The organism is Pseudomonas orientalis, assembly GCF_001439815.1.
Classification (GTDB): Bacteria; Pseudomonadota; Gammaproteobacteria; order Pseudomonadales; family Pseudomonadaceae; genus Aquipseudomonas; species Aquipseudomonas orientalis.
Genome location: NZ_JYLM01000001.1, coordinates 587,117 through 611,094, shown reverse-complemented (window position 1 = coordinate 611,094; position 23,978 = coordinate 587,117). Strand labels below are relative to the sequence as shown.

Sequence of the window (23,978 nt, the reverse complement as noted above, 5' to 3'; positions counted from 1 at the left end):
GACAGCCCGCCTCAATACTACTCGTACCGCCGTGGCCCCCTTCAACGGCGACCTCATAGCCTCCAGGCAGCTCGCGAAAGGCACTCTTGGGCTGTACGCAGTTCACTTTCCCGCTGAGGTGCCTGCCGCTTTGGGCACTTTGCCGAGCATAGACACCGGGATAGCCAGGATCAGCCCACCACTGACGAACAGACACAGGGCCAGCACATAGGTGCCGTTGTTGATGTTGCCGGTGAGGTTCTCAGCCACGGCAGTGATCATCGCCCCGGTGAATCCGGACAGGTTGCCGATGGCGTTGATCATGCCGATGCCGGCTGCGGCCGCTACGCCCGACAACAAGGTCCCCGGCAGAGTCCAGAAAATCGGCATCAGGCTGAGGATCCCGGAGGCGGCGACGCTCAAGAAGAGTACGGACAACACCAGGTTGTCGGCGAAGAAGGCACTGAAGATCAAGCCGACCCCACCGATAAAGGCTGGAATGGCCGCGTGCAGGCGCCGCTCGCCGGTACGGTTGGAGTGTCGTGCGTTGAGCAGCATCACCACCGTGGCGACCGCATAGGGTATGGCGGTCAGGAAGCCAATGTGCAAATTGTTGGTGATACCGCTGCTCTTGATAATCGAGGGCATCCAGAATGCCAAGCCGTAGAAGCCGGTGTTGAAGGTCAGCAAAATCAGCACCAGTAACCACACCTTGGGGTTGAAGAACACCTCGCTCAAGCGCGTTGCCTTGCCGTGATTATCGGTTTGCAGATTGGCCTTGAGCAGGCTCTTTTGCGCCGCTGAAAGCCACGTGGCCTTGTCGATGTTGTCGGCCAGACAAACGATCACGACAACGGCCATGATGATCGACGGGACACCCTCGATGATCAGCATCCACTGCCAGCCCGACAGGCCGTGCACGCCCTGCATGCTGTTCATCAGCCAACCGGACAACATGCCGCCCAGTGTCAGGCTGATCGGCATGGCCATCAGAAAGCCGGACATTACGCGGCTTTGCCGGTGCGTTGGAAACCAATAATTGAGGTACAGAATCACGCCGGGGAAGAAGCCGGCTTCACACACCCCCAGGAGGAAGCGCAACACATAAAACATGCTGCTTGACTGGATACCGAAGAACCCCGCCAGCGGCACGGTGTAGGCCACCGCCATGGAGATCACTGCCCAACTGAGCATGATCCGAGCGATCCAGAACCGCGCCCCGAAGCGATGCAGCAGCAGGTTGCTGGGAACTTCGAAAAGAAAATACCCCCAGAAAAACATACTGGCGCCCAACGCATAGACCGTGTTGCTGAACTGCAGCTCATTGAGCATATCCAGCTTGGCAAAGCCGATGTTGACCCGGTCCAGGTAGGCCGCCATGTAACACAAGAGCAGGACGGGAAGGATGCGCCAGATGACTTTGCGGTAGGTCTGGTTTTCAAAGTCGAGTTCGCGAGATGGCGCCTGCGCGGGCAGAGGCCCGGAGATGGTTTGCATGAGGTAACCCCTGGGCATATGGAGATGCCTGATTATTTTTATGAAATGGGTCAAGCCGAATGAGCACTCATCCGGCAGTGCTGCCGTCATTACAGTGGCTGGGCCGTGTGTTCTCCGTTGACCAGGCGCATCAGCTCCAAGGGATTGCTGTTCTTCAAGGCATCGGGAAGCAAGCCATCGGGGACGTTCTGGTAGCACACCGGCCGCAGGAACTCGGCATGACGGTCTCCTGACCCAGATGGGAATCTGGTCGGTACTCTACTGTCGCGAATCGATCCTTTCCCAATGGCATTTATTGATTATCCGATAACGATCCGTTATCGCAGCAACCGTCAGTTTTCCGCCCTTAACCCGGCTGATCCTTGGCCAGGCGCGCGTTTTCCTTGAGTATCTCGGCGAACTCCAGCGCCGCCCCTATCAATGGTTCGCCCTTGCGCGTGAGGATGCCGTAGTCCTGCGGCACCAAATGCAGCGGAGTATCAAGGGTCTTCAATTGGCCGCTTTCGAGCAGCGGGTTGACCATGGCGCTGGGCAGCATTCCGATCATCGGCCCGCGCTGCAGGACCTGAAGGAAGGTCTGCATGGAAATGGTGTCGACGGTGTTGCGCGGCATCCCGACCCCGGCTTCGGCAAAGGCCTGTTCCATGCGGCCACGAATCGGCGTGCCGACCGGATAGAGAATCCACGGCAAGTCCACCAATTGTTGCAACGAGAGGCGGCCCGCGTCCGCCAGCGGGTGACGACCGTTGACCACGATCGAGAACGGTTCAGGGGCCAAGGGCTCGAAGTCATAGCGTCGCTGCTGGCTTTGATCGGTAAACCGGGCCACCACCAGATCCAGTTGCTTCTCTTCGAGCATCTCCATGAGGCGATTGCTGGTCTGCTCCACCACTTCAATCGAGAGCAGCGGCCAGCGCTGCTTGATCTGCAGGACCGCATCGGGCAAAGCCGCCGCCGTTGCGGCAAAAATCCCGCCGACCTTCAGGGAGCCATGGCCGCCCTCCCGCAGGCTGCTGATTTGCTCGACAAACGAACGCGCGTCGTTCAAGGCAATCTGCGCGTAACGCAGCACGTGCTCACCCAAGGCGGTCGGCGGCATGCTGCGCGGCAATCGTTCGAACAGGGCAAAGCCGAGCAGGCTTTCGATTTCCTTGAGCATCTTGCTGATGGCCGGCTGACTGAGGTTCATCTGTTGCGCCGCCAAGTGCATGTTGCGCGTGCGTCCCAACGTATCGATCAACACCAGATGACGGAATTTCAGCCAGCCGCAGAAGCTGGAGAAGGACAGATCGGACATGGAGATTCCCTTGGCCACCAATAACCTGACGTTATCAAATACTGAATATATCTCATTGGAGTTTATCGGCTCGCCGCCCTAGCGTGAAGGCTTTAAGAACCAGGAAAACTCGCCATGCCATTATTGCTGACTCCCGAAAACACCCTGCCGGTCGATGGTATGGCCGCCACCCTGATCGGCCGTGCCTGGGTGCCAGGCAGGATCGCGGGGCCCTCGCCGATCGTGCTGCGCAGCGACGGTGTGTTTGATCTGTCGGAGCGTTTTGCGACCCTGAGCGAGCTGCTGGAAACGCAATCTCCACTGGCGGCCGTAAGGCAGACGCCCGGCACCTTTATCGCCAGCGTCGAGGCGCTCCTGGCCAACACTGGCCCCGCTTGCGATCCGTCCAGACCCTATTTGCTGCCGCCCCTGGACTTGCAAGTGATCAAGGCCGCCGGGGTCACGTTCGCCGCCAGCATGATCGAGCGTGTGATCGAGGAGCAGGCCGGCGGTGACATGGCGAAAGCCGAGGCGGTGCGCGCCACCGTCCGCAGCGTAATTGGCGACAACCTGCGCTCTATCGTGCCGGGCTCGGAGCAAGCCATGCGCCTCAAGGCTTTGCTCATTGAGCGAGGGATGTGGTCGCAATACCTGGAAGTCGGCATTGGCCCGGATGCGGAGATCTTCACCAAGGCGCCTGTCCTCGCGGCGGTGGGAAGCGCCAGCCACATCGGCATTCATCCCGGTTCGCAATGGAACAACCCGGAGCCCGAAGTGGTGCTGGCGGTGAACAGCCATGGCCAGATCCACGGCGCCACCCTGGGCAACGACGTCAACCTGCGCGATTTCGAAGGCCGCAGCGCGCTGTTGCTGAGCAAGGCCAAGGACAACAACGCCTCCTGCGCCATCGGGCCGTTTATTCGCCTGTTCGACGAACACTTCAGCCTGGATGATGTGCGGGCCTGCGTGGTCGATCTGGAGGTACGAGGCGAAGACGGTTATCGCCTGCAAGGCTCTAGCTCCATGAGTCAGATCAGCCGCGACCCACAGGACCTGGTGGGTCAGACGCTCAACGCCAATCACCAATATCCCGATGGTTTCTTGCTGTTTCTCGGCACGCTGTTCGCCCCCACTGAAGACCGCGATCAGGCCGGCAGCGGTTTCACCCACAAGCTGGGTGACCACGTCCGCATCAGCAGCCCGTTGCTCGGTAGCCTGCATAACCAGGTGACCCACAGCTGCGCCGCCACCCCCTGGACGTTCGGGGTGGGCGCCTTGCTGCGCAATCTGGCATCCCGTGGCCTGCTCGCCCGCTGAATCCCCAGCGATTTGTCGACTCATCCAATAACGACAAGAGAGAAAAGCATCATGAGTGAAACGCTAAAACGTCGCCTGCGCAGCGAGCATTGGTTCAACGACCCTGCCCACGCGGACATGACCGCCCTGTATGTCGAACGCTACATGAACTACGGGATGACCCGCGAAGAACTGCAATCGGGCCGACCGATCATCGGCATCGCCCAGACCGGCAGCGACCTGACCCCCTGCAACCGTCATCACCTGGAATTGGCGCAACGCGTCAAGGCCGGTATTCGGGATGCCGGTGGCATTCCCATGGAGTTCCCGGTGCATCCGATCGCCGAGCAATCGCGTCGGCCCACCGCGGCATTGGACCGTAACCTGGCGTATCTGGGGTTGGTGGAGATCCTCCACGGCTACCCGTTGGACGGCGTCGTCCTCACCACCGGTTGCGACAAAACCACCCCCGCCTGCCTGATGGCTGCCGCAACCATCGATCTGCCGGCCATTGTCCTGTCCGGCGGCCCGATGCTCGACGGCCACCACAAGGGGGAACTGATCGGCTCCGGCACCGTGCTCTGGCATGCACGCAACCTGATGGCCGCCGGCGAAATTGATTACGAAGGCTTCATGGAGATGACCACGGCGGCCTCGCCGTCCGTTGGGCACTGCAACACCATGGGCACCGCCCTGTCGATGAATGCGTTGGCCGAAGCCCTGGGGATGTCATTGCCCGGCTGTGCGAGCATCCCGGCGCCCTACCGTGAGCGCGGGCAAATGGCCTATGCCACCGGCAAGCGCATTTGCGAGCTGGTCCTGCAGGATATACGCCCGTCGCAGATCATGACGCGCGAAGCATTCGAGAACGCGATCGCCGTCGCCTCGGCACTCGGCGCATCCAGCAATTGCCCTCCGCACCTGATCGCAATTGCCCGGCACATGGGCGTCGAACTGAGCCTGGATGACTGGCAACGGATTGGCGAGGACGTGCCACTGCTGGTCAATTGCATGCCGGCGGGCAAGTACCTCGGCGAAGGCTTCCACCGCGCCGGCGGCGTGCCGGCCGTGATGCACGAACTGCAAAAAGCCGGGCGCCTGCATCAAGACTGCGCAACGGTCAGCGGCAAGACCATCGGCGAAATCGTCAGCAGCGCCCTGACCAGCAACGTCGACGTGATCTACCCCTTTGAAACCCCGCTCAAGCACCGTGCCGGCTTTATCGTGCTCAGCGGCAACTTCTTCGACAGCGCCATCATGAAAATGTCGGTGGTAGGCGAAGCGTTTCGCAAAACCTACCTGTCCGAACCCGGCGCAGAAAACAGCTTCGAGGCCCGGGCGATCGTGTTCGAAGGGCCAGAGGACTATCACGCCCGCATCGACGACCCGGCGCTGGACATCGACGAGCGCTGCATCCTGGTCATCCGCGGTGTAGGCACCGTGGGCTACCCCGGCAGCGCAGAAGTGGTGAACATGGCCCCTCCGGCCGCGCTGATCAAACAAGGCATCGACTCCCTGCCCTGCCTGGGCGATGGGCGTCAAAGCGGCACGTCGGCAAGCCCGTCAATTCTCAACATGTCCCCCGAAGCAGCGGTAGGCGGCGGCCTGGCGTTGCTGAAAACCAACGACCGCCTGAAGGTCGACCTGAACACGCGCACGGTGAATCTGCTGATAGACGAGGCCGAGATGAGCCGGCGTCGACGCGAGTGGACGCCGAACATCCCACCTTCCCAGACACCCTGGCAGGAACTGTACCGCCAACTGGTGGGACAGCTTTCTACAGGTGGGTGCCTGGAGCCTGCGACTCTGCATCTGCGCGTGATTGCCCGCAGCGGTGAGCCGCGGCATTCGCATTGACAACGACCCACAATTTACGTCCTCCTGAAAAACAGATCAGAAGGTGTAAACCTTATTCAGGACGGGACAGAGGTAAAAAAAAAGGGACAGGCCTGGGGGTGATTTTGGGGAGATATTTTTAGTGCAGCTCGAAAGGAATTCGAAGGCAAGAAGCGGATAGCGTACTTTTACTGAACCATGTTTGTCAGCCTGCAGATACGCCTTACCGAGCCGCGCACGCCATATTCATACGCGAGGGCGCCAGCCATCAATACAGCGCTGTCGACGATCGGTCTTGGCTTTTTTCGTGGGTGCCCGTAGCAATAGAATGCGTAGCAGCGATGAACGGGGTGCTGCTGCTCAGTTTGCTGCCGATAGAGTGGAATCATGAAGAGGTGTCAGTATGATTCTGCGCAAACTCAATATCGCCCCACGCTCCGCACTTAGCTTTGGCTTTTTTTGCTTGATGATCATTGGGTTGGGAGTGGTAGCTCTCATCCAGGCATCAAGCTTGAACGACGCTGAGAAGTTTGTAGAAAACAACGTGGTGCCCAGCATTTCGATACTCGCCAAGATGGATCGAGAGTTTTTAAGCCTCCGAAATAATAATTCAAGATTGCGTAACCCCATTGAGCCTGCCGATCGCAGAGCTCAAGCGCTTGTAGAGGTCAAAAAATCGCGCGGAAATTTTGAGGACCTTATCCAGCAACTCCGGCCTCTCATCGTGACAGCGAAGGGCAAACAGCTTATCGGGGAAGTGGCGAAAGAATACAGCACCTATGAGGGCGCTCAGGACCAATACCTGGCCCTTACAGGCGCTGGAAAATTCGAGGATGCAGTCAAGCTGTCCACCGAGGTAATGAAATCCGGGGCGGATGGCGTAAACACGGTTCTCCAGAACCTGATAGAGCTCAATAACAATAAAGCAATTAATGCCGGCAAAGAGGCAACGCGTATTTACGAACAAAGCAAACTGATCGTCGGCGGTTTCATTTTCGTGAGTACGCTGGCTGCAATCATCCTGGCTTTCATGTACACCCGGAGTCTCACCACCCCGATGAGTCGGTCGTTGGCCATCGCTGAGCGGATCGCGAAAAACGATCTTAGTGAAGTGTTAGAGGTGCAGGGCACCGACGAAGTAGCGCGGCTGATGCATGCTTTGAAAGCGATGCAGGCCAACTTGCGAACCACGCTCCTGTCTATATCCGACTCATCCAACCAACTGGCGTCCACCTCCGAGGAAATGCATGCCGTAACCGAAAATGCGAATGCCGGCATGCAGCAACAAAGCCACGAAGTGGAAATGGCCGCTACGGCCGTCAACGAGATGAGCGCAGCCGTTGACGAAGTCGCCCGCAATGCCTGCGCGGCATCTGAGGCCGCTACACGGTCCAATTCGGCGGCTATAGCCGGCCGCGCACGGGTGGACGAGACCGTCGAGGCAATTAGCCTGATGGTCTCAAGTGTGGGAGATGCGTCAAATGAAGTTCAAGGGCTCGCAGTGATGGCTACCGACATCAGCAAGGTGTTAGACGTCATCAGGGCTATCGCCGAACAGACTAATTTGCTTGCACTCAACGCTGCAATCGAAGCCGCACGGGCAGGAGAAGCAGGTCGCGGGTTCGCTGTGGTCGCCGATGAAGTCCGAGCGCTGGCGCATAGAACGCAAACTTCGACCAGCGAGATCGAACAAATGATCACGTCCATTCAAAAAGGTACTGGAGCCGCCGTTTCTGCAATGAGCAACACCAACACGCAAGCGCAAAAAACACTCGACACGGCGCGAGGTGCTGGGTCGGCGTTGGTGGAAATTACCCAAACCATTGACGACATCACCGAGCGCAATGTGCTGATTGCGACAGCGTCCGAGGAGCAAGCGCAGGTGGCCCGGGAAGTGGATCGGAGCCTGGTCAGTATCAGAGATTTGTCGAGCCAGGCGTCTGAAGGGTCAAACCAGACCGCGTTAGCCAGTTCGGAATTGTCGAAGCTGGCGGTTGAACTGAACCGGATGGTTAACCAATTTCGTCTATAGCTAATCGCTGCATAAAAAAGCCCTGCCTGACACTCGTCGGCATCAGTCACTTCCTTTTTTGCCGAGGGTATGGCGCTGCGGGTCCGTTATTGCTACGTGGAGGGAGAAAGAGATGCCAAGCCTCATGAAGTGCGTGCCCTGTCGCTACACGAAATCACCGGATAGTTTTGCGCAGGCACAAAAAAGCCGATCTATCTGATCGGCTTAAGTGTCTGATTTTACTCAGGAATAATGGTCGGGACGGAGTGATTCGAACACTCGACCCCTAGCACCCCATGCTAGTGCGCTACCGGACTGCGCTACGCCCCGACTAGGCGTGTTACTGGGTTTGCTTCTTGACGAAGCGAACCGGAATATACCGCAAGCTTTTGAAATGTGGAAGTATTTTTAAAGCTTGAATCATTTCTTCAACACCACCAGCACATCTTCAAGTTCGGAGATCATCTGGCGGATCAGTTGCTTGTATTGGGTGGTATCGTCTTTGGCCTCATCACCGGACATACGCTGGCGCGCGCCGCTGATGGTGAACCCCTGGTCGTACAGCAACGCACGGATCTGTCGGATCATCAGCACATCCTGGCGCTGATAATACCGACGGTTCCCGGTGCGTTTGACGGGGTTGAGTTGAGGAAACTCCTGCTCCCAATAGCGCAGCACATGCGGTTTTACCGCACACAGCTCGCTGACTTCACCGATGGTGAAGTAGCGTTTGCCCGGGATGACGGGTAGTTCGTCGTTATGACTTGGTTCCAGCATAAGCCTCAACTCGGGCCTTCAACTTCTGCCCTGGACGAAAGGTGACCACACGGCGAGCCGTGATCGGGATTTCTTCTCCCGTTTTTGGATTGCGGCCAGGCCGCTGGCGTTTGTCCCGCAGGTCAAAATTGCCGAAACCGGACAATTTGACCTGTTCGTTGTCTTCCAGAGCGTGCCTGATCTCTTCAAAAAACAGCTCGACCAATTCCTTGGCCTCGCGCTTGTTCAGACCCAACTCTTCGTACAGACGTTCCGCCATCTCAGCTTTCGTCAAAGCCCCCATACGTCACTTCCTTAACGTGGCGTTCAACCTTTGTTCGAGCGAGGTGAGGATATTTTGTGTCGTGGTATTCACCTCATCGTCATTAAGAGTGCGCGATGGATGCTGCCAGGTCAAGCCAACTGCAAGGCTTTTTCTATGCGGATCAATGCCTTTACCCTGATAGACGTCAAATAGCCTGAGGTCCGTCAGCCATTCCCCTGCATTTTCACGGATTACCTCCAGAACGGCAGTGGCGGCCACTTCACGGTCGGCGATCAGGGCCAGGTCACGACGTACTTCAGGGAAGCGCGACAACTCGCTGAATTTAGGCATCTTGCCCGATGCAACTTCAGCCAGAACCAGCTCGAAAACGAAGACTGGACGGTCCAGACCCAGGGTTTTCGACAGTTCCGGGTGAATGGCACCGACGAAGCCGACCAAACGCCCTTCGCGTTCGATGCGCGCCGTCTGACCTGGATGCAGCGCCGGGTGTTTGCCTGGCACGAAAGTGAAGGCGTCCAGCGCTCCGGCAAAGCCCAGCACCGCTTCCACGTCGGCTTTGACGTCAAAGAAGTCCACGGCGTCGCGGCCCTGTGCCCAGCCTTCCGGCAGGCGGCTACCGCAGACCACACCGGCCAGCATTGGCTCTTGCTTCAAGTCATCGAGTTGGCCGACGAAACGCAGGCCGCTTTCGAACATGCGCACGCGATCCTGCTGGCGGTTCAGGTTGTGAGACAGCGCCTTGACCAAGCCTGGCCATAGCGACGAACGCATGGCCGCCATGTCATTGGAAATCGGATTGGCCAGCAACAGCGGCTCAACGCCAGGGTTGAACAGTTCGAATTGCTTGGGATCGATGAAGCTGTAGGTCACCGCTTCCTGATAGCCACGAGCGACCAGCAGACGACGCAATTCAGGCAGGTGCGCGCGCGCTTCGGCCTTGGGTTGCGGCGCCAGACGCGCTTGCGGGTAGCGAACCGGCAGACGGTTGTAGCCGTACAGGCGAGCCAGTTCTTCGATCAGGTCGACTTCCAGGCTGATATCGAAGCGATGGCTTGGCACTTCAACGTGCCACTGCCCTTCCCCGCCCGCAGAGATGGCAAGGCCGAGGGCCGACAGCAGTTGCTCGATCTCGGCAGGCTCGATCACCAGGCCGAGCATTTGCTCGACGCTTTTGGCACGCAGGGTGATGGGTGCAATGGACGGCAGGTACTGTTCGTTGACCGTCTCGGTGATCGGGCCGGCATCGCCACCGGTGATATCCAGCAGCAAGCCAGTGGCGCGCTCCATGGCTTCACGGGCCAGCTTCCAGTCCACGCCACGCTCGTAGCGGTGCGACGCATCGGTGTGCAGGCCGTAGGAACGGGCCTTGCCGGCAATGGCGATCTGATCGAAGAATGCGCTTTCAAGGAACACGTCGCGAGTGGTTGCCGATACGCCGCTGTGCTCGCCACCCATCACGCCGGCAATCGCCAAGGCACGGGAATGGTCGGCAATGACCAGGGTGTCGGCGCGCAGGCTGACTTCCTGGCCGTCGAGCAGTACCAGCTTCTCGCCTTCCTCGGCCATACGCACGCGGATGCCGCCATTGATTTCGGCAAGGTCAAACGCGTGCAGCGGCTGGCCCAGCTCCAACATCACATAGTTGGTGATATCCACAGCAGCGTCGATGCTGCGCACGTCGGCGCGGCGCAGGCGTTCAACCATCCACAAAGGGGTTGGCCGGGACAGGTCGACGTTACGGATGACGCGTCCCAGGTAACGTGGGCAAGCGCTTGGCGCCAACACTTCAATCGAGCGCACTTCGTCGTGCACGGCAGGCACGCCGGCAACCACTGGGCGTGTGACGGGCACGTTGTACAGCGCCCCTACTTCACGAGCCAGACCGGCCAGGGACAGGCAGTCGCCACGGTTCGGGGTCAGGTCGACCTCGATGCTGGCGTCTTCCAGTTCCAGATAAACACGAATGTCCTGGCCCACCGGCGCATCGGCCGGCAGCTCCATCAAGCCGTCGTTGCCTTCGCCCACCTGCAGCTCAGCCTGGGAGCACAGCATGCCGTTGGACTCGACGCCGCGCAGCTTGGCCTTCTTGATCTTGAAGTCGCCCGGCAGCTCGGCACCGATCATGGCAAACGGGATCTTCAGGCCCGGGCGCACGTTGGGCGCTCCGCACACGACCTGGAAGGTCTCTGCGCCGTTACTGACCTGGCACACACGCAATTTGTCGGCATCCGGGTGCTGCTCGGTGCTCAGCACCTCGCCCACCACCACGCCACTGAATACACCAGCGGCCGGGGTAACACTATCGACCTCAAGACCGGCCATCGACAGACGCGCAACCAGCGCGTCGCGATCCACCTGCGGGCTTACCCAGCCACGCAGCCATTGTTCACTGAATTTCATCCTGCTCTCCTAAAGATTCGTTACGACTAGCGAAATTGCGCGAGGAACCGCAAGTCGTTGTCGAAGAACAGACGCAAGTCGTTCACGCCGTAACGCAGCATGGCCAGACGCTCAACGCCCATGCCGAAGGCAAAGCCCGAAAACTCTTCCGGGTCGATCCCGGACATACGCAGCACGTTGGGGTGGACCATGCCGCAACCCATCACTTCCAGCCAGCCGGTCTGCTTGCAGACGCGGCAGCCTTTACCGCTGCACATCACGCATTCCATGTCGACTTCAGCGGATGGCTCGGTGAACGGGAAGAAGGATGGACGGAAACGCACCGCCAGCTCTTTCTCGAAGAACACCCGCAGGAATTCTTCGATGGTGCCTTTGAGGTCGGCAAAATTGATGTCGCGATCAACCAGCAGGCCTTCGACCTGGTGGAACATCGGCGAATGAGTGATATCGGAGTCGCTACGGTACACACGGCCTGGGCAGACGATGCGGATCGGCGGCTTGGTCGCTTCCATGGTGCGGACCTGTACCGGCGAGGTATGGGTGCGCAACAACATGTTCGCGTTGAAATAGAAGGTGTCGTGCATCGACCGGGCCGGGTGGTGGCCTGGGATGTTGAGCGCCTCGAAGTTGTGATAGTCGTCTTCGACCTCAGGGCCTTCGGCAATGCCGTAGCCGATATGGGTAAAGAACTGCTCGATACGTTCCAGGGTCCGGGTGATCGGATGCAGACCGCCCGAGGCCTGGCCACGGCCAGGCAAGGTCACGTCAATGGACTCGGCGGCGAGCTTGGCCGCAAGATCGGCCTCCTCGAGCGACGCCTTGCGCGCATTGAGAACCTCGGTGACGCGCTCCTTGGCAACGTTGATCAGCGCGCCGACTTGCGGACGCTCTTCAGCCGGCAAATTCCCCAGGGTCTTCATCACCTGAGTCAATTCACCTTTTTTGCCAAGGTAGTGAACCCGGATTTGCTCCAGGGCGTTTACATCTTCAGCGCTTTGCACAGCCTCAAGGGCTTGGGCGACGAGCGCGTCCAGGTTTTCCATGTACAGACTCCAGATACAAAATAGGGGAAGAGCTTGAAGGCTCTTCCCCTATTTATGACGTTTACCACCCTGGGCTACAGGAGTAACCCAAGGTGACTGTCGGGGGTACTTAAGCCAAGGAGGCTTTAGCTTTCTCGACAATCGCAGCAAACACCGCTTTTTCGTTCACGGCCAGTTCAGCCAGAACCTTACGGTCGATTTCGATGGACGCTTTCTTCAGGCCAGCGATGAAACGGCTGTAGGACAGACCGTTAACACGTGCACCAGCGTTGATACGAGCGATCCACAGAGCGCGGAACTGACGTTTTTTCTGACGACGGTCACGGTAGGCGTATTGGCCTGCCTTGATTACCGCTTGCTTGGCAACACGGAATACGCGTGAACGCGCGCCGTAGTAGCCTTTAGCAAGTTTCAGAATTTTTTTGTGACGCTTACGGGCCATGACGCCACGCTTAACACGAGCCATGAGTTACTTCCTCTATTCTTGAACCAAAATTAACGAAGGCGCAGCATGCGCTCGACTTTTGCCACGTCAGACGGATGCAGCAAGCTGCTACCGCGCAGTTGACGCTTACGCTTGGTCGACATTTTGGTCAGGATGTGGCTCTTGAAAGCGTGCTTGTGCTTGATGCCGTTAGCAGTTTTCAGAAACCGCTTAGCAGCACCACTTTTAGTTTTCATCTTTGGCATGTTCGGTACTCCGCATTCAGTTGATAAACATAATCAGAAGGCCTGCCGTGCCCTGTTGATTACTTCTTCTTTTTCGGGGCGATGACCATGATCAGCTGGCGTCCTTCCATCTTAGGATGCTGTTCGACCGAACCGTACTCGAGCAGGTCAGCTTCAACCCGCTTGAGGAGTTCCATCCCCAGCTCCTGGTGGGCCATCTCACGGCCGCGGAATCGCAAGGATACCTTGGCCCTGTCCCCATCACTCAGGAAACGTACCAGGTTGCGCAGTTTTACCTGGTAATCCCCTTCCTCCGTCCCTGGACGAAACTTGATTTCTTTAACCTGGATCTGCTTCTGGTTTTTCTTGGCTGCGGCAATCTGCTTCTTCTTCTCGAAGATCGATTTGCCGTAGTCCATCAGCTTGCAGACAGGTGGTACAGCATCGGCGGAAATTTCCACCAAATCGAGCTTGGCTTCTTCAGCCTTAAGAAGCGCGTCTTCAATTGACACAATCCCAAGCTGCTCACCCTCAGCCCCAATTAACCGAACCTCGCGTGCCGAGATATTCTCGTTGATCGGGGCTTTCGGTGCAGCTCGTTTATCTTGTCTCATTTCACGCTTAATAGTAATTACTCCGAATCTGGGCGACCACGCCGGGAAACCGCTTGCGCGAGGAACTCAGCGAACTGGGCGACGGGCATCGAGCCCAGGTCAGCACCTTCACGAGTACGCACAGCGACAGTCTGCATCTCGACTTCCCGATCTCCGATAACCAAGAGATAGGGAACCTTGAGCAAAGTATGCTCACGGATTTTAAAGCCGATCTTTTCATTTCTCAAGTCGGACTTGGCACGAAATCCGCTTTCGTTGAGGGTTTTTTCAACCTCGGCGGCAAAATCTGCCTGTTTATCAGTGATATTCATGATCACTGCCTGGGTCGGAGCCAGCCACGCAGGGAACGCGCCCTCGTAGTGCTCGATCAGGATGCCGACGAACCGCTCGAACGAGCCGAGGATCGCCCGGTGCAGCATAACCGGGTGTTTACGGCTGTTGTCTTCGGAGACGTATTCGGCCCCCAGACGGATCGGCAGGTTAAAATCGAGCTGCAGGGTACCACACTGCCAGTCGCGGCCAAGGCAATCTTTCAGCGAGAACTCGATCTTGGGACCGTAGAACGCGCCCTCTCCCGGCTGCAGATCGTAAGCAAGGCCCGCGCTGTCGAGTGCTGCGGCCAGTGCAGCTTCGGCTCGATCCCAGAGTTCGTCGGAGCCGACGCGTTTTTCCGGACGAGTGGACAGCTTCATCTCGACTTCGGTGAAGCCGAAATCGCGGTAAACGTCCATGGTCAGCTTGATGAACGCGGCGGACTCAGCCTGCATCTGCTCTTCGGTGCAGAAGATATGGGCGTCGTCCTGGGTAAAGCCGCGCACGCGCATGATGCCGTGCAGTGCACCCGATGGCTCGTTGCGGTGGCAGGCACCGAACTCGGCCAGGCGCATCGGCAACTCGCGGTAGCTCTTCAGGCCTTGATTGAACACCTGCACGTGGCAAGGGCAGTTCATCGGCTTGATGGCATAGTCGCGGTTTTCCGACTGGGTGGTGAACATGTTGTCGGCGTAGTTGGCCCAGTGCCCGGATTTCTCCCACAGGCTGCGATCGACGACCTGCGGGGTCTTGATCTCGAGGTAACCGTTGTCACGCTGAACCTTGCGCATGTATTGCTCGAGCACCTGGTACAGGGTCCAGCCGTTCGGGTGCCAGAACACCATGCCCGGCGCCTCTTCCTGAAGGTGGAACAGGTTCAGGCGCTTGCCGATCTTGCGATGGTCGCGCTTCTCGGCTTCTTCGATACGCTGGATATAGGCGGCCAGCTGCTTCTTGTCGGCCCAGGCGGTGCCATAGATGCGTTGCAGTTGCTCATTCTTCGCGTCGCCGCGCCAGTAGGCGCCGGACAACTTGGTCAACTTGAACGACTTGAGAAAGCGCGTGTTCGGCACGTGCGGGCCACGGCACATGTCCACGTATTCTTCGTGGTAGTACAGGCCCATGGCCTGCTCGTCCGGCATGTCTTCCACCAGGCGCAGCTTGTAGTCTTCACCACGGGCGGTAAACACGTCGATCACTTCGGCGCGCGGCGTGACCTTCTTGATCACGTCGTAATCTTTTTCGATCAGCGCGTGCATGCGCTGTTCAATGGCGGCCAGGTCGTCCGGAGTGAAAGGACGCTCGTAGGCGATGTCGTAATAGAAGCCTTCATCGATAACCGGCCCGATCACCATTTTCGCGGTGGGATACAGCTGCTTGACCGCATGGCCGATCAAGTGCGCGCAAGAGTGGCGAATAATCTCCAGCCCCTCTTGGTCCTTGGGCGTGATGATCTGCAGGCTGGCATCGGAGATGATCAGGTCACTGGCGTCGACCAGCTTGCCGTCGACCTTGCCGGCCACGGTGGCCTTGGCCAGGCCGGCACCAATGGATGCGGCGACCTCGGCTACGGAAACCGGATGATCGAATGAACGTTGACTGCCGTCGGGTAGAGTAATAGTTGGCATGGCGCCTCCTCTCCTAGTGGTGACCCCTACCAAAGGTCACGTGGGTTGGGATGAGCCAGTACAAGATCCAACACCAGGCCGTTCAATGCTGAACGCCTGCCTTACAGCGGCAGGAGCCTTTCGGCCAACCGATAATCGAACCAGAGTGACTGGAGTGAACAAAAATAGCCCTGGCAAGGTGGCAAATGGCACACCTGGAAAGAGCCAAGCTCACGATGCTAACACAGATGAACGGTCATCGCGCCGACACGACCGGGGTAAAGGCAAATTCCAGGCTTTATGGCCGCGAAAGTGAACTTGAGCTGTACGTCACGCCTCAAACACCCCGAGAATCGCCGTTCGTCCTCGACCCAAAGGAGCATCCCATGATGCGTTTTACCTCGACCCTCGCCCTCGCCGCTTCCCTGGCATTCCTTTCGCTCGGCGCGCAAGCCGCTGCGCCATCGAACTGGCCGGCCGGCGCCCGTGACGCCTTCGTCCAAGACTGCAGCACTGCGGCCAGCCAGAATGTGGACGTCAAAACTGCCAAAGCCCACTGCGAATGTGGCGCCGACAAGATCAACGCCGAATTGAGCACTGCGGAAATCAAGGAATTGATGACCAATCAGAACGCCAGCGCGGAGCTCAAGAACAAAGCGGTCGCAGCTATTTCGTCCTGCAAGGTCGTCAAGAAAAAGTAAGAACGCCTGCAGATCGGACATCTGTTTTGCCAAAAAAACAGCCTGAAAACTGCTATTTCTCACAAATTACGTAGCTTTTACGGCTTTTTTTAATAGCTGATATTTCGCAGCAAAGCCCCGTAAATCGGGGCTCTCAGCTGGAATCGAGACTCAAGGCAACGCTATTGATAAGCAAACAGTGCCTTGGGGGGGCTCCCAAGTCGAACATTTCGACTATGATAGCCCTGTGTGCCCAGTTGGCCTGAGCAGCACAGCACTACTGAAAATATATGTTTCTTGGAGATACACCATGTCTAATCGCCAAACCGGCACCGTTAAATGGTTCAACGATGAAAAAGGCTTCGGCTTCATCACTCCTCAAGGTGGCGGTGACGACCTGTTCGTACACTTCAAAGCTATCGAAAGCGACGGTTTCAAAAGCCTGAAAGAAGGCCAAACCGTTTCCTTCGTGGCTGAGAAAGGCCAAAAGGGTATGCAAGCTGCACAGGTTCGCGGCGAGTAATTCTCCGCTGAGCTAAAAAAACCCCGTCCATGTGACGGGGTTTTTTATGGACGCTGCAAAAGCCGCAGGCTATCAGCCGCAATTGACCCGCGTGATCACCAGATTATCGTCGGTGTTCAGGTTCAGGCGGTCGGAGCGATACTCCAGCGTGATCATATCGTTAGGCTTGAGGATGCGCGCATTCTGCGCACCGGCACGGGTACGCGCCTGCTCCAGCAGTTGAGGCGAGGCTTTCTGGCCGACGGTGTACTCGGCGGCCTTCGACTCACAGCGGCTATGACCGGCATCGGTCACGGTGGCATCTTTGCCTGGCTCAGAGGCACCCGGGGTGCTGCAACCCGCCAACGCGAGCGCCGCCAACAAAGTACCGAATGATGCGAGCTTCCAAGGCATGAAGCCTCCTATGATAAAAAAGTGAACAGAGATCGTGCGACAGCGATTGAACCGATTGGTTTCAAGACGTTAACGCCTCATAGACAAGTCTGCCTGAGTCACGCCAGGCAAGCGTCCAGTCAATCGTGACCAGATATGAACATGTTCAGTAGATATCGATGTAGTCGGACGACGGCTCAGGCCAGTTCTGCTTCAGCGCGTTGAAAATCTGCGTCACCCAGACCTCGTCACTGGCAGCCACATTTCCTACATACCCGGATCCCTTCGCCCAGGTTTCCAAGCGAAACAGCAGCCCGTCGATATCTACACCGCCTACAACCTTCCCTGAAGAGATATAGGCGATGCCGGCCTTGGTGACCCGCAGTTGGGTATGCTCATCGTCACTGGCACTGGCAATCAGTTGGCGCACGGCTGCCAGCGTAAGGCTCTCAGGCTTATTCAAATCGATCTGCACGCGGTATTTCCCGGCCAATAAACAGGCCGACAGTGTCGCACACCCCTTCCCTCATGCCTAAGTAGCAGTGCCAAACCCCGCGCAAAATGCTTAACTGCGCCCGCTGCAGCCGCACGCCAGCGCATTGCCCAGTACTTACAGCCCGCGAGATCCCCCATGACCACCGTAACGCTCCAAGCCGATATCAAAGCCAAATGGCCCCAGGGGCAAAGCTCCTACAGCCCCGGTAGTGCGGAGGAGTTGGCGATCATTGGGATCGACCTGCTGGTCAAGGAGCTCGGCACCCAGGGCGCTCAAGCCTTCATTGGCCAGGTATTCGAGAAATACCCGGCCGACCACATGGGCGCACAAGAGCGCGAATGAACCGGCCGGCGAACGCCGACCGGCAAGCGGTTTACTTCAAGCGCGCCAGGCGTTCGGTCAGCAGATCGAAGAAGCCCTGGGCATCGCCGTTTTCGACCCAGAACGCGTTCTTCTCCTGCTTCAGGCCGTCATACCAATCGACAATGGTCTGGCCGAAGGTCGGGCCTTCCCGGCTGTCGACGACCACGTTGACCTGGCGACCACTGAACAGCGATGGCTTGAGCAAGTAGGCGACCACCGTGGCGTCATGCACCGGGCCGCCAGGAATGCCGTAGTGTTCCATGTCGCCCTTGACGTACTCGTTCAGGATATTGCTGACGACCTTGCTCGCGTTGTTGTTCAGGTCTGCAATCTTCTTCAGACGCGCTTCGCTGGTCAGCACCTTGTGAGTGACGTCCAACGGCAGGTAGGTCAACTTCACGCCACTTTTAAGCACAATTTCTGCAGCCACCGGGTCGGCGAACAGGTTGAACTCGGCCACTGGCGTGATATTGCCGCCATTGAAGTGCGCACCGCCCATCACCACCACTTCCTTGATGCCCTGGGTGATTTCCGGCGCCTGGGTCAACGCCAGGGCCAGGTTGGTCTGCGGGCCGAGCATGGCGATGGTGATGCTGTGGGGTTTGGCGCTCGTCAGGGTCTTGATCAGGTAATCCACGGCATTGCCTTCAGCCAGGCCTTGTTTCGGCTCATGCACGGTGACGCCGGAGATACCTTCCTTGCCGTGGATATTCTCGGCATAAATCGGCTTGCGCAGCAGCGGCGCTGGCGCCCCCGCGTAAACCGGAATGTCCTCGCGCCCTGCCCACTCGCGCGCCAGGCGGGCGTTGCGGGAGGTTTTGTCCAGGCGCACGTTACCGGCCACCGTTGTCAGTGCGCGAATGTTCAGTTCTTCCGGGGAAGCCATGGCGAACAGCAAGGCAACCACATCGTCAGCACCTGGGTCGGTATCGATGATCAGGTCGATTTTTTCCGCCGCCTGGGCGCTTGCAGCAGTGAGCGCGGACAAAAGCAGAACACTCCGGAACAGATTTTTCAGAGAGGGAAGACCACGTTGCATAAAACACTCCTTGTCGTAGGGAGACTCTAGAAGGTTACGCCGGATACCAGCGCGATATTGCAGTAAGGCTGACATTCGCCGGTGCGCACGATCGCGCGCGCCCTGCCGCTTAATTGCTTGAACGCCTCATGACTGAGCAGGCGTCGCTCGCCCAGCGCAGCCTGCTCTGCCAGCGCGTTGAGCGCGACCAGCGCGGGAGGCTGCTTGAGCAGGATTTCTTCAGCCAGCACGTGGCTTTCCACCTGCATTTCGCTGAGCACGACGCGCAGGGTGCTGATGAAATCCGGAATGCCCTGGGTCAGCGCCAGGTCGATCAATTCCACGCCGGGAGGCACCGGCAGGCCGGCATCCCCGATGACCAGGACGTCGCCGTGCCCCAATGACGCGATCACGCGGGACAGGGCGATATTGAGCAGAGGTGTCTTTTTCATGAGGGCACAAAACCTTGTACGTCGTGCAGTGTAGGAATGGAAGGCTGGGCGCCGGCACGGGTCACCGACAACGCTGCAGCGACCTGGCCAAAACGGATGGCCTCGGCTTCGCTCTTGCCGGCCGCCAGCGCGGCGGCAAAGCCACCCACGAAGGTATCGCCGGCAGCGGTGGTGTCCACTGCCCGCACCTTGGGTGCGGCCAGGTGCTCGAAGCTGTTGCCGTCAGCAAACAGTGCCCCCTGAGCGCCAAGGGTGATGATGACTTTACCGGCGCCGGCCTTGATCAGCGCCGTCGCGGCGAGCTTGGCGCTGTCGAGCGAATCGACCGCCACGCCGCTCAAGGCGCTGGCTTCACTTTCGTTGGGAATCAGGTAGTCGATCGAGGCATACCACTCGGCCGGCAAGGGCCCGCTGGCCGGCGCCGGGTTGAGGATCACCGTTTTGCCCAGCTCGCGGCCGCGCTTGAGCGTATGCCCGACGGTGTCCATCGGCACTTCAAGCTGGCAAATGATCACGTCGCCAGCCTGCAATACGGCATCGCAGGCCGTCAGCGATTGGGGCGTCAACTGGCCGTTACTGCCCGCCACAATCACAATCGCGTTCTGGCTGCTGTCATCCACCACGATCAGCGCGACACCACTGGAGCCTTCCACCGTGCTGATGGCGTGGCAATCGATACCTTCGACCAAGAGCGCATCGCGCAATTGGCCGCCATAGGCATCGCTGCCGACGCAGCCGATCATCGCCACATCCGCCCCGAGGCGCGCCAGGGCGACGGCCTGATTGGCGCCCTTGCCACCGGGCACGGTGGAAAACGTCTGGCCGATCAGCGTTTCACCGGCACGCGGCAAGCGACTGGCGCGGGTGACCAGGTCCATGTTCAAGCTGCCTACTACCACTACTTTTGCTGGCATACATCAGTACTCATCAATTCGGTTCAGCGGTATTGGGCAAAAACACCCGCCAACGGCGCCGTCGACTCACGCAAGACAATACTTGGCGTCACGATGCGTTGATCGACCGGCAGTTGGGGTGTCGCTATACGTCGCAGTAATAATTCGGCCGCTGTCTCGCCCAGTTGTACGATCGACTGCCCGACCGTGGTCAGCGCCGGATAGACGTAGCGACCCATTTGAATGTCATCGAAACCAATCACCGACAGCTCGCCCGGCACGCGGATATTGCGCTCTGCTGCGGCGCGAAGCACGCCAAAACCGATCATGTCGTTGCAAGCAAAAATCGCACTGGGTGGTTGCTGCGCAAGCAAATGCACGGCAGCGGCATAACCGCCGGTGCTGGTGAAATCACTTTCCCGGATGCGCTCGGCCGCTGTTTCAACACCCGCCTCGCGCAGCGCACGCCGATAGCCTGCCAGGCGCATCTGCGCCACGCGGGTATGGGCGGGGCCGGCGATGCAGGCGATGTCTCGATGGCCCAGCTCAAGCAAGTGCCGGGTGGCCAGGTAAGCCCCCTCTTCATGATCGATGCGCACCAGATCGACATTGATACCGTCCAGTGCCCGGTCGACGATCACCATCGGGGTGCGCACCGCACTCAAGCCAGCGGCAAGGCCGCTGTCATCGCCGCCCACCGAGGTCACGATCAAGCCGTCGACGCGTTTCTCCAGCAGCACGCGTAAATAGCTGCGCTGCTTTTCGGCGTTGTCGTCGGAGTTGCACAGGATCACGCAATAGCCATTGCGCTCGCAGTAATCCTCAATGCCCCGGGCCAATTCGGCGAAATACGGGTTGAGGCTGTTGGGCACCAGCAGCCCGATCGTCGCCGTGGTCTTGGCCTTGAGTGAGCGGGCTACCGCACTGGGCACATAGTCCAACTGCTTGATCGCCGCCTCGACCTTGACGCGCACCGGCTCGCTGACCGGCCGCGTCTTGTTCACCACATGGGACACCGTGGTGTAGGAAATGCCCGCGAGCGCCGCCACATCCTTGATCGTTGCCATGGTTCAGCCCCGCCGACTGGCGCGCTGGCTGCGGTAAGTATCAAGGACGACGGCAATCACGATCACCGCACCGGTAATGATGCGTTTCGTGGGTTCCGTCGCGCCGATCTGCGCCAGGCCCGCCGCCAGTACCGAAATAATCAGCACACCAAAGAACGTGCTGATGACCGAGCCGCGCCCGCCCATCAGGCTGGTACCGCCGATCACCACGGCGGCGATCACTTGCAATTCCAGGCCTGAGCCGGCATTCGGGTCCGCCGCTTCCAGGCGCGAGATCTGGAACAGCGCGGCCACACCTGCGAGCAGGCCCATCAGGCTGAACACCAGGATCTTGTAGGGCTTGGGGTTGATGCCGGCCAGGCGCACCGCTTCTTCGTTGGTACCGATGCCGATCAGGTAGCGACCGAACACGGTGCGGGTCAGTACCAGTTGGGCGGCGATGATCACCAGCAACGCAATGATGAACGACGGAGAGATCCCGAACGCGATCGGGTTGGACAGCCAGGCAAACGAGTCACCGATGTAAGCGGTGCGCGAGCCGGTCATCTGGTAAGCCACCCCCCGGGCCATCTCCAGCACGCCAAGGGACACGATAAACGAGGGAATACGCCAGGCCACAGTGATGGAACCGGTAAGCGTGCCGGCCAATGCGGCGCAGCCCATGCCCAGCACGGCAGCCGGCAATACGCTCCAGCCCCAGCTCAGAATCGCCACGCTGACCGCCGACGCCGCCAACGCCAGTACCGAACCTACCGAGAGGTCGATGCCGCCGATGATCAGGATGAAGGTCATGCCCACCGCCAGCACCATCAGGTCCGGGATCTGGTTGGCCAGGGTGCTGAACGTGTCGTAGGACAGGAAGTGATCGCTGAGTACCGAGAACAGCGCAATCATCGCCAGCAACGCGCCCGCCAGCCCCAGGTAAGTGCCCAGGCCGTAGAAGTTGCCGCCGGTTTTACCGGGGGAAGTGGTTGTTTTCATGGGGTATTCCTAGGCGCTGCCTCATTGAGCAGCGCGTCACGTTTCTGATAGCCGGCAAACGCGGCGGCGAGCAATTCGTCCTGGGTCCAGCGGTCGCGCTCGAATGTCTCGATCAGGCGTCCGGCAGACAGTACGCCGATGCGGTCACAGATCAGCATCAGCTCGCGCAGATCGCTGGAGACCACCACCAGCGCTTTGCCCTGGCGCGTCAACTCGCCGAGCAAGGCATAAATGTCGAACTTGGCGCCGACATCAATGCCGCGCGTAGGCTCATCAAACAGCATCACCGAACAATCGCGCTCGAGCCAGCGGCCAATCACCACTTTCTGCTGGTTGCCGCCCGACAGCTCGGACACCAATTGCGCCGGGCTGGAACTGCGGATGCGCATGGCGTCGATCTGGCGCTTGGCCAGGGCGGTTTCATCGCGGCGGTTGACCAGCCCGCCAGCAGAGATTTCCGGCATGTTGCCCAAGGCGATGTTGGCGCTGATGGACTGGGTCAGCAGCAGGCCTTCACCCTTGCGGTCTTCGGTGATCAGGGCAATGCCATGAGCGACCGCGTCGACCGGGGAGCGAATGCTGACTACGTCGGCCTGCGGCCCCAGCGCCACCGTACCGCTGTCGGCCGGGTCGGCACCGAAAATCAGGCGCAGCAACTCGGTACGACCGGCGCCGATCAGCCCGGAAATACCGTAGATTTCGCCGGCACGCACCTGGAAAGACACGTCGCGCACCTTGTCCGAGCGCGTCAGGCCTTTGACCGTCAAGGCCGGCTCACCGATGGTGCGCGGGCCCAGGTCGATGTGCTCGCCCAACTCGCGCCCTACCATCAGGGTCACCAGCTGTTCACTGTTGTAATTGGCCATCGGCTCGACACAGACCAGCTTGCCGTCGCGCAATACGGCAATGCGCTGGGCCACGCGGGCCAGTTCTTCCAGCCGGTGCGAAATATAGATGATCGCCACGCCTCGGGCCTGCAGGCGGGTGATTTGTTCGAACAGCATCTCGACTTCACGGGCAGTGAGCATCGCCGTCGGTTCGTCGAGAATCAGTACGTGGCAATCACCGATCAGATTGCGGGCAATCTCGACCATTTGCTGATGGCCAATGCCCAGGCTGCCCACCAGGGTGTCCGGGTCGATTGCGTCCAGGCCCACCTGGGCCATGGCTTCGGTCGCGGCAATGCGCAACTGTTTGCGGCTGATCCAGCCACCACGGCTGGGCAGGTTATGCAGGAACAGGTTTTCAGCCACCGTCAGCGTCGGTAGCAGGTTGAGTTCCTGCATGACCATGCGCACCCCCAGCGCTTCGGCCTGGGTGCGGCTGGCGGGTTGATAATCCTGACCGTTGAACTGCATGTTGCCGGTGGTCGGCGTGACCAGCCCGCCGATGATCTTCGACAAGGTACTTTTGCCTGCGCCGTTTTCACCGGTCAGCGCCAACACTTCGCCACGATTGAGCGTGAGCGTGACGTCGGACAGTACCGGTTGGGCATAGGTCTTGCCGATACCGCTGACCGAGAGGACAGCGTTCGGGGCGGAAGATGACATA

The 23,978-nt window shown here is 59.1% G+C and carries 24 protein-coding genes, 1 tRNA gene and 2 pseudogenes; 7 read left to right on the top strand and 20 right to left on the bottom strand.

All coding sequences use genetic code 11. The features are described from left to right. Positions 1-102: 102 nt before the first annotated feature. The 3 genes and pseudogenes from TU82_RS02735 to TU82_RS02730 all read right to left on the bottom strand — a co-directional run bounded on the left by TU82_RS02735 (position 103) and on the right by TU82_RS02730 (position 2,773). The gene (locus TU82_RS02735; RefSeq protein ID WP_057721578.1) at positions 103-1,476 is read right to left on the bottom strand and encodes an MFS transporter; all 1,374 of its coding nucleotides are present in this window, start codon (positions 1,474-1,476) and stop codon (positions 103-105) included. A gap of 89 nt (positions 1,477-1,565) precedes the next feature. Further along, a pseudogene (locus TU82_RS29065) lies at positions 1,566-1,688 on the bottom strand (ketoglutarate semialdehyde dehydrogenase); the annotation flags it as partial. 134 nt (positions 1,689-1,822) lie between these two features. Continuing rightward, complete coding sequence (locus TU82_RS02730) at positions 1,823-2,773, bottom strand: LysR family transcriptional regulator (RefSeq protein ID WP_057721577.1); 951 nt, start codon at positions 2,771-2,773, stop codon at positions 1,823-1,825. A gap of 114 nt (positions 2,774-2,887) precedes the next feature. Between TU82_RS02730 and TU82_RS02725 the strand changes: the two genes are divergently transcribed. The 4 genes and pseudogenes from TU82_RS02725 (at position 2,888) to TU82_RS29440 (ending at position 7,916) form a co-directional block, all read left to right on the top strand. Next, positions 2,888-4,069, top strand: coding sequence for a fumarylacetoacetate hydrolase family protein (locus TU82_RS02725; RefSeq protein WP_057721576.1), 1,182 nt, complete (start codon positions 2,888-2,890; stop codon positions 4,067-4,069). A gap of 51 nt (positions 4,070-4,120) precedes the next feature. Then, the gene (locus TU82_RS02720; protein ID WP_057721575.1) at positions 4,121-5,905 is read left to right on the top strand and encodes an IlvD/Edd family dehydratase; all 1,785 of its coding nucleotides are present in this window, start codon (positions 4,121-4,123) and stop codon (positions 5,903-5,905) included. A gap of 382 nt (positions 5,906-6,287) precedes the next feature. Next, a pseudogene (locus tag TU82_RS29445) lies at positions 6,288-7,061 on the top strand (MCP four helix bundle domain-containing protein); the annotation flags it as partial. After that, on the top strand, positions 7,035-7,916 hold the full coding sequence (locus TU82_RS29440) for a methyl-accepting chemotaxis protein (RefSeq protein ID WP_425540422.1): 882 nt from the start codon (positions 7,035-7,037) through the stop codon (positions 7,914-7,916). The pseudogene TU82_RS29445 and the gene TU82_RS29440, both read left to right, overlap by 27 nt. A gap of 232 nt (positions 7,917-8,148) precedes the next feature. Here the strand turns inward: TU82_RS29440 and TU82_RS02710 are convergent. From TU82_RS02710 to thrS, 9 genes are all read right to left on the bottom strand, one after another. Beyond that, positions 8,149-8,225, bottom strand: a tRNA-Pro gene (locus tag TU82_RS02710). Between the two features lie 90 nt (positions 8,226-8,315). Next, positions 8,316-8,672: a MerR family transcriptional regulator gene (locus TU82_RS02705; protein WP_003174972.1), complete on the bottom strand. Its 357-nt coding sequence runs from the start codon at positions 8,670-8,672 to the stop codon at positions 8,316-8,318. Next, positions 8,653-8,955 (bottom strand): integration host factor subunit alpha, encoded by a 303-nt coding sequence (ihfA, locus tag TU82_RS02700; RefSeq protein WP_002553164.1) that lies wholly within the window; start codon positions 8,953-8,955, stop codon positions 8,653-8,655. The genes TU82_RS02705 and ihfA overlap by 20 nt, the downstream gene beginning before the upstream one ends. A 3-nt stretch (positions 8,956-8,958) precedes the next feature. Continuing rightward, on the bottom strand, positions 8,959-11,337 hold the full coding sequence (pheT, locus tag TU82_RS02695) for a phenylalanine--tRNA ligase subunit beta (protein WP_057721573.1): 2,379 nt from the start codon (positions 11,335-11,337) through the stop codon (positions 8,959-8,961). A gap of 26 nt (positions 11,338-11,363) precedes the next feature. Then, positions 11,364-12,380: a phenylalanine--tRNA ligase subunit alpha gene (pheS, locus tag TU82_RS02690; protein ID WP_057721572.1), complete on the bottom strand. Its 1,017-nt coding sequence runs from the start codon at positions 12,378-12,380 to the stop codon at positions 11,364-11,366. 109 nt (positions 12,381-12,489) lie between these two features. Further along, positions 12,490-12,846 carry a 50S ribosomal protein L20 gene (gene rplT, locus TU82_RS02685; RefSeq protein ID WP_003192488.1) on the bottom strand — a complete coding sequence of 119 codons (357 nt, stop codon included), beginning with the start codon at positions 12,844-12,846 and terminating at the stop codon, positions 12,490-12,492. 29 nt (positions 12,847-12,875) lie between these two features. After that, complete coding sequence (rpmI, locus tag TU82_RS02680; RefSeq protein ID WP_002553160.1) at positions 12,876-13,070, bottom strand: 50S ribosomal protein L35; 195 nt, start codon at positions 13,068-13,070, stop codon at positions 12,876-12,878. Between the two features lie 59 nt (positions 13,071-13,129). Further along, entirely contained in the window at positions 13,130-13,681 is a 552-nt protein-coding gene (gene infC / locus TU82_RS02675; protein WP_169960276.1) for a translation initiation factor IF-3, read from the bottom strand. After that, entirely contained in the window at positions 13,681-15,603 is a 1,923-nt protein-coding gene (thrS, locus tag TU82_RS02670; protein WP_057721571.1) for a threonine--tRNA ligase, read from the bottom strand. The genes infC and thrS overlap by 1 nt, the downstream gene beginning before the upstream one ends. A gap of 365 nt (positions 15,604-15,968) precedes the next feature. Here thrS and TU82_RS02665 point away from each other — a divergent pair, with 365 nt between their 5' ends. Beyond that, a complete protein-coding gene (locus TU82_RS02665) occupies positions 15,969-16,283 on the top strand; it encodes a hypothetical protein (protein ID WP_082631949.1) in 315 nt (104 codons plus the stop codon). 289 nt (positions 16,284-16,572) lie between these two features. Continuing rightward, the gene (locus tag TU82_RS02660; RefSeq protein WP_003234260.1) at positions 16,573-16,785 is read left to right on the top strand and encodes a cold-shock protein; all 213 of its coding nucleotides are present in this window, start codon (positions 16,573-16,575) and stop codon (positions 16,783-16,785) included. A 72-nt stretch (positions 16,786-16,857) separates the two neighbouring features. Here the strand turns inward: TU82_RS02660 and TU82_RS02655 are convergent, their stop codons facing one another. Next, on the bottom strand, positions 16,858-17,178 hold the full coding sequence (locus TU82_RS02655) for an I78 family peptidase inhibitor (protein WP_057721570.1): 321 nt from the start codon (positions 17,176-17,178) through the stop codon (positions 16,858-16,860). 145 nt (positions 17,179-17,323) lie between these two features. Then, entirely contained in the window at positions 17,324-17,632 is a 309-nt protein-coding gene (locus TU82_RS02650; protein WP_057721569.1) for a hypothetical protein, read from the bottom strand. A gap of 156 nt (positions 17,633-17,788) precedes the next feature. On the opposite strand from TU82_RS02650, the gene TU82_RS02645 reads away from it, so the two are divergent. Further along, positions 17,789-17,995, top strand: a complete 207-nt coding sequence (locus TU82_RS02645) for a hypothetical protein (RefSeq protein WP_057721568.1) — start codon at positions 17,789-17,791, stop codon at positions 17,993-17,995. A 31-nt stretch (positions 17,996-18,026) separates the two neighbouring features. Here TU82_RS02645 and TU82_RS02640 read toward each other — a convergent pair whose 3' ends face one another. Genes TU82_RS02640 through TU82_RS02615 form a run of 6 tightly spaced genes read right to left on the bottom strand, consistent with a single transcriptional unit; the run spans position 18,027 to position 23,977 of the window. Beyond that, positions 18,027-19,055 carry a nucleoside hydrolase gene (locus tag TU82_RS02640; RefSeq protein ID WP_057721567.1) on the bottom strand — a complete coding sequence of 343 codons (1,029 nt, stop codon included), beginning with the start codon at positions 19,053-19,055 and terminating at the stop codon, positions 18,027-18,029. Between the two features lie 26 nt (positions 19,056-19,081). Continuing rightward, complete coding sequence (gene rbsD, locus TU82_RS02635) at positions 19,082-19,486, bottom strand: D-ribose pyranase (protein ID WP_057721566.1); 405 nt, start codon at positions 19,484-19,486, stop codon at positions 19,082-19,084. Continuing rightward, positions 19,483-20,400, bottom strand: a complete 918-nt coding sequence (gene rbsK / locus TU82_RS02630; protein ID WP_057721565.1) for a ribokinase — start codon at positions 20,398-20,400, stop codon at positions 19,483-19,485. The genes rbsD and rbsK overlap by 4 nt, the downstream gene beginning before the upstream one ends. A 23-nt stretch (positions 20,401-20,423) precedes the next feature. Then, positions 20,424-21,446 carry a LacI family DNA-binding transcriptional regulator gene (locus tag TU82_RS02625; protein ID WP_057721564.1) on the bottom strand — a complete coding sequence of 341 codons (1,023 nt, stop codon included), beginning with the start codon at positions 21,444-21,446 and terminating at the stop codon, positions 20,424-20,426. Between the two features lie 3 nt (positions 21,447-21,449). Beyond that, positions 21,450-22,427 carry an ABC transporter permease gene (locus tag TU82_RS02620; protein WP_003174987.1) on the bottom strand — a complete coding sequence of 326 codons (978 nt, stop codon included), beginning with the start codon at positions 22,425-22,427 and terminating at the stop codon, positions 21,450-21,452. After that, positions 22,424-23,977 carry a sugar ABC transporter ATP-binding protein gene (locus TU82_RS02615; RefSeq protein ID WP_057721563.1) on the bottom strand — a complete coding sequence of 518 codons (1,554 nt, stop codon included), beginning with the start codon at positions 23,975-23,977 and terminating at the stop codon, positions 22,424-22,426. The genes TU82_RS02620 and TU82_RS02615 overlap by 4 nt, the downstream gene beginning before the upstream one ends. Between the last annotated feature and the right edge of the window lies 1 nt (position 23,978).

Bases quoted from the DNA above. Each gene is read 5' to 3' on its own strand.
- TU82_RS02665 (WP_082631949.1), top strand. From the start codon at position 15,969: ATGATGCGTTTTACCTCGACCCTCGCCCTCGCCGCTTCCCTGGCATTC.
- TU82_RS02625 (WP_057721564.1), bottom strand. From the start codon at position 21,446: ATGGCAACGATCAAGGATGTGGCGGCGCTCGCGGGCATTTCCTACACC.
- TU82_RS02705 (WP_003174972.1), bottom strand. From the start codon at position 8,672: ATGCTGGAACCAAGTCATAACGACGAACTACCCGTCATCCCGGGCAAA.
- ihfA (WP_002553164.1), bottom strand. From the start codon at position 8,955: ATGGGGGCTTTGACGAAAGCTGAGATGGCGGAACGTCTGTACGAAGAG.
- TU82_RS29440 (WP_425540422.1), top strand. From the start codon at position 7,035: ATGCATGCTTTGAAAGCGATGCAGGCCAACTTGCGAACCACGCTCCTG.
- TU82_RS02645 (WP_057721568.1), top strand. From the start codon at position 17,789: ATGACCACCGTAACGCTCCAAGCCGATATCAAAGCCAAATGGCCCCAG.
- TU82_RS02735 (WP_057721578.1), bottom strand. From the start codon at position 1,476: ATGCAAACCATCTCCGGGCCTCTGCCCGCGCAGGCGCCATCTCGCGAA.
- pheT (WP_057721573.1), bottom strand. From the start codon at position 11,337: ATGAAATTCAGTGAACAATGGCTGCGTGGCTGGGTAAGCCCGCAGGTG.
- rbsK (WP_057721565.1), bottom strand. From the start codon at position 20,400: ATGCCAGCAAAAGTAGTGGTAGTAGGCAGCTTGAACATGGACCTGGTC.
- rbsD (WP_057721566.1), bottom strand. From the start codon at position 19,486: ATGAAAAAGACACCTCTGCTCAATATCGCCCTGTCCCGCGTGATCGCG.
- TU82_RS02615 (WP_057721563.1), bottom strand. From the start codon at position 23,977: ATGTCATCTTCCGCCCCGAACGCTGTCCTCTCGGTCAGCGGTATCGGC.
- TU82_RS02725 (WP_057721576.1), top strand. From the start codon at position 2,888: ATGCCATTATTGCTGACTCCCGAAAACACCCTGCCGGTCGATGGTATG.
- thrS (WP_057721571.1), bottom strand. From the start codon at position 15,603: ATGCCAACTATTACTCTACCCGACGGCAGTCAACGTTCATTCGATCAT.
- rplT (WP_003192488.1), bottom strand. From the start codon at position 12,846: ATGGCTCGTGTTAAGCGTGGCGTCATGGCCCGTAAGCGTCACAAAAAA.
- TU82_RS02660 (WP_003234260.1), top strand. From the start codon at position 16,573: ATGTCTAATCGCCAAACCGGCACCGTTAAATGGTTCAACGATGAAAAA.
- pheS (WP_057721572.1), bottom strand. From the start codon at position 12,380: ATGGAAAACCTGGACGCGCTCGTCGCCCAAGCCCTTGAGGCTGTGCAA.
- rpmI (WP_002553160.1), bottom strand. From the start codon at position 13,070: ATGCCAAAGATGAAAACTAAAAGTGGTGCTGCTAAGCGGTTTCTGAAA.
- TU82_RS02655 (WP_057721570.1), bottom strand. From the start codon at position 17,178: ATGCCTTGGAAGCTCGCATCATTCGGTACTTTGTTGGCGGCGCTCGCG.
- TU82_RS02720 (WP_057721575.1), top strand. From the start codon at position 4,121: ATGAGTGAAACGCTAAAACGTCGCCTGCGCAGCGAGCATTGGTTCAAC.
- TU82_RS02640 (WP_057721567.1), bottom strand. From the start codon at position 19,055: ATGCAACGTGGTCTTCCCTCTCTGAAAAATCTGTTCCGGAGTGTTCTG.
- TU82_RS02620 (WP_003174987.1), bottom strand. From the start codon at position 22,427: ATGAAAACAACCACTTCCCCCGGTAAAACCGGCGGCAACTTCTACGGC.
- TU82_RS02730 (WP_057721577.1), bottom strand. From the start codon at position 2,773: ATGTCCGATCTGTCCTTCTCCAGCTTCTGCGGCTGGCTGAAATTCCGT.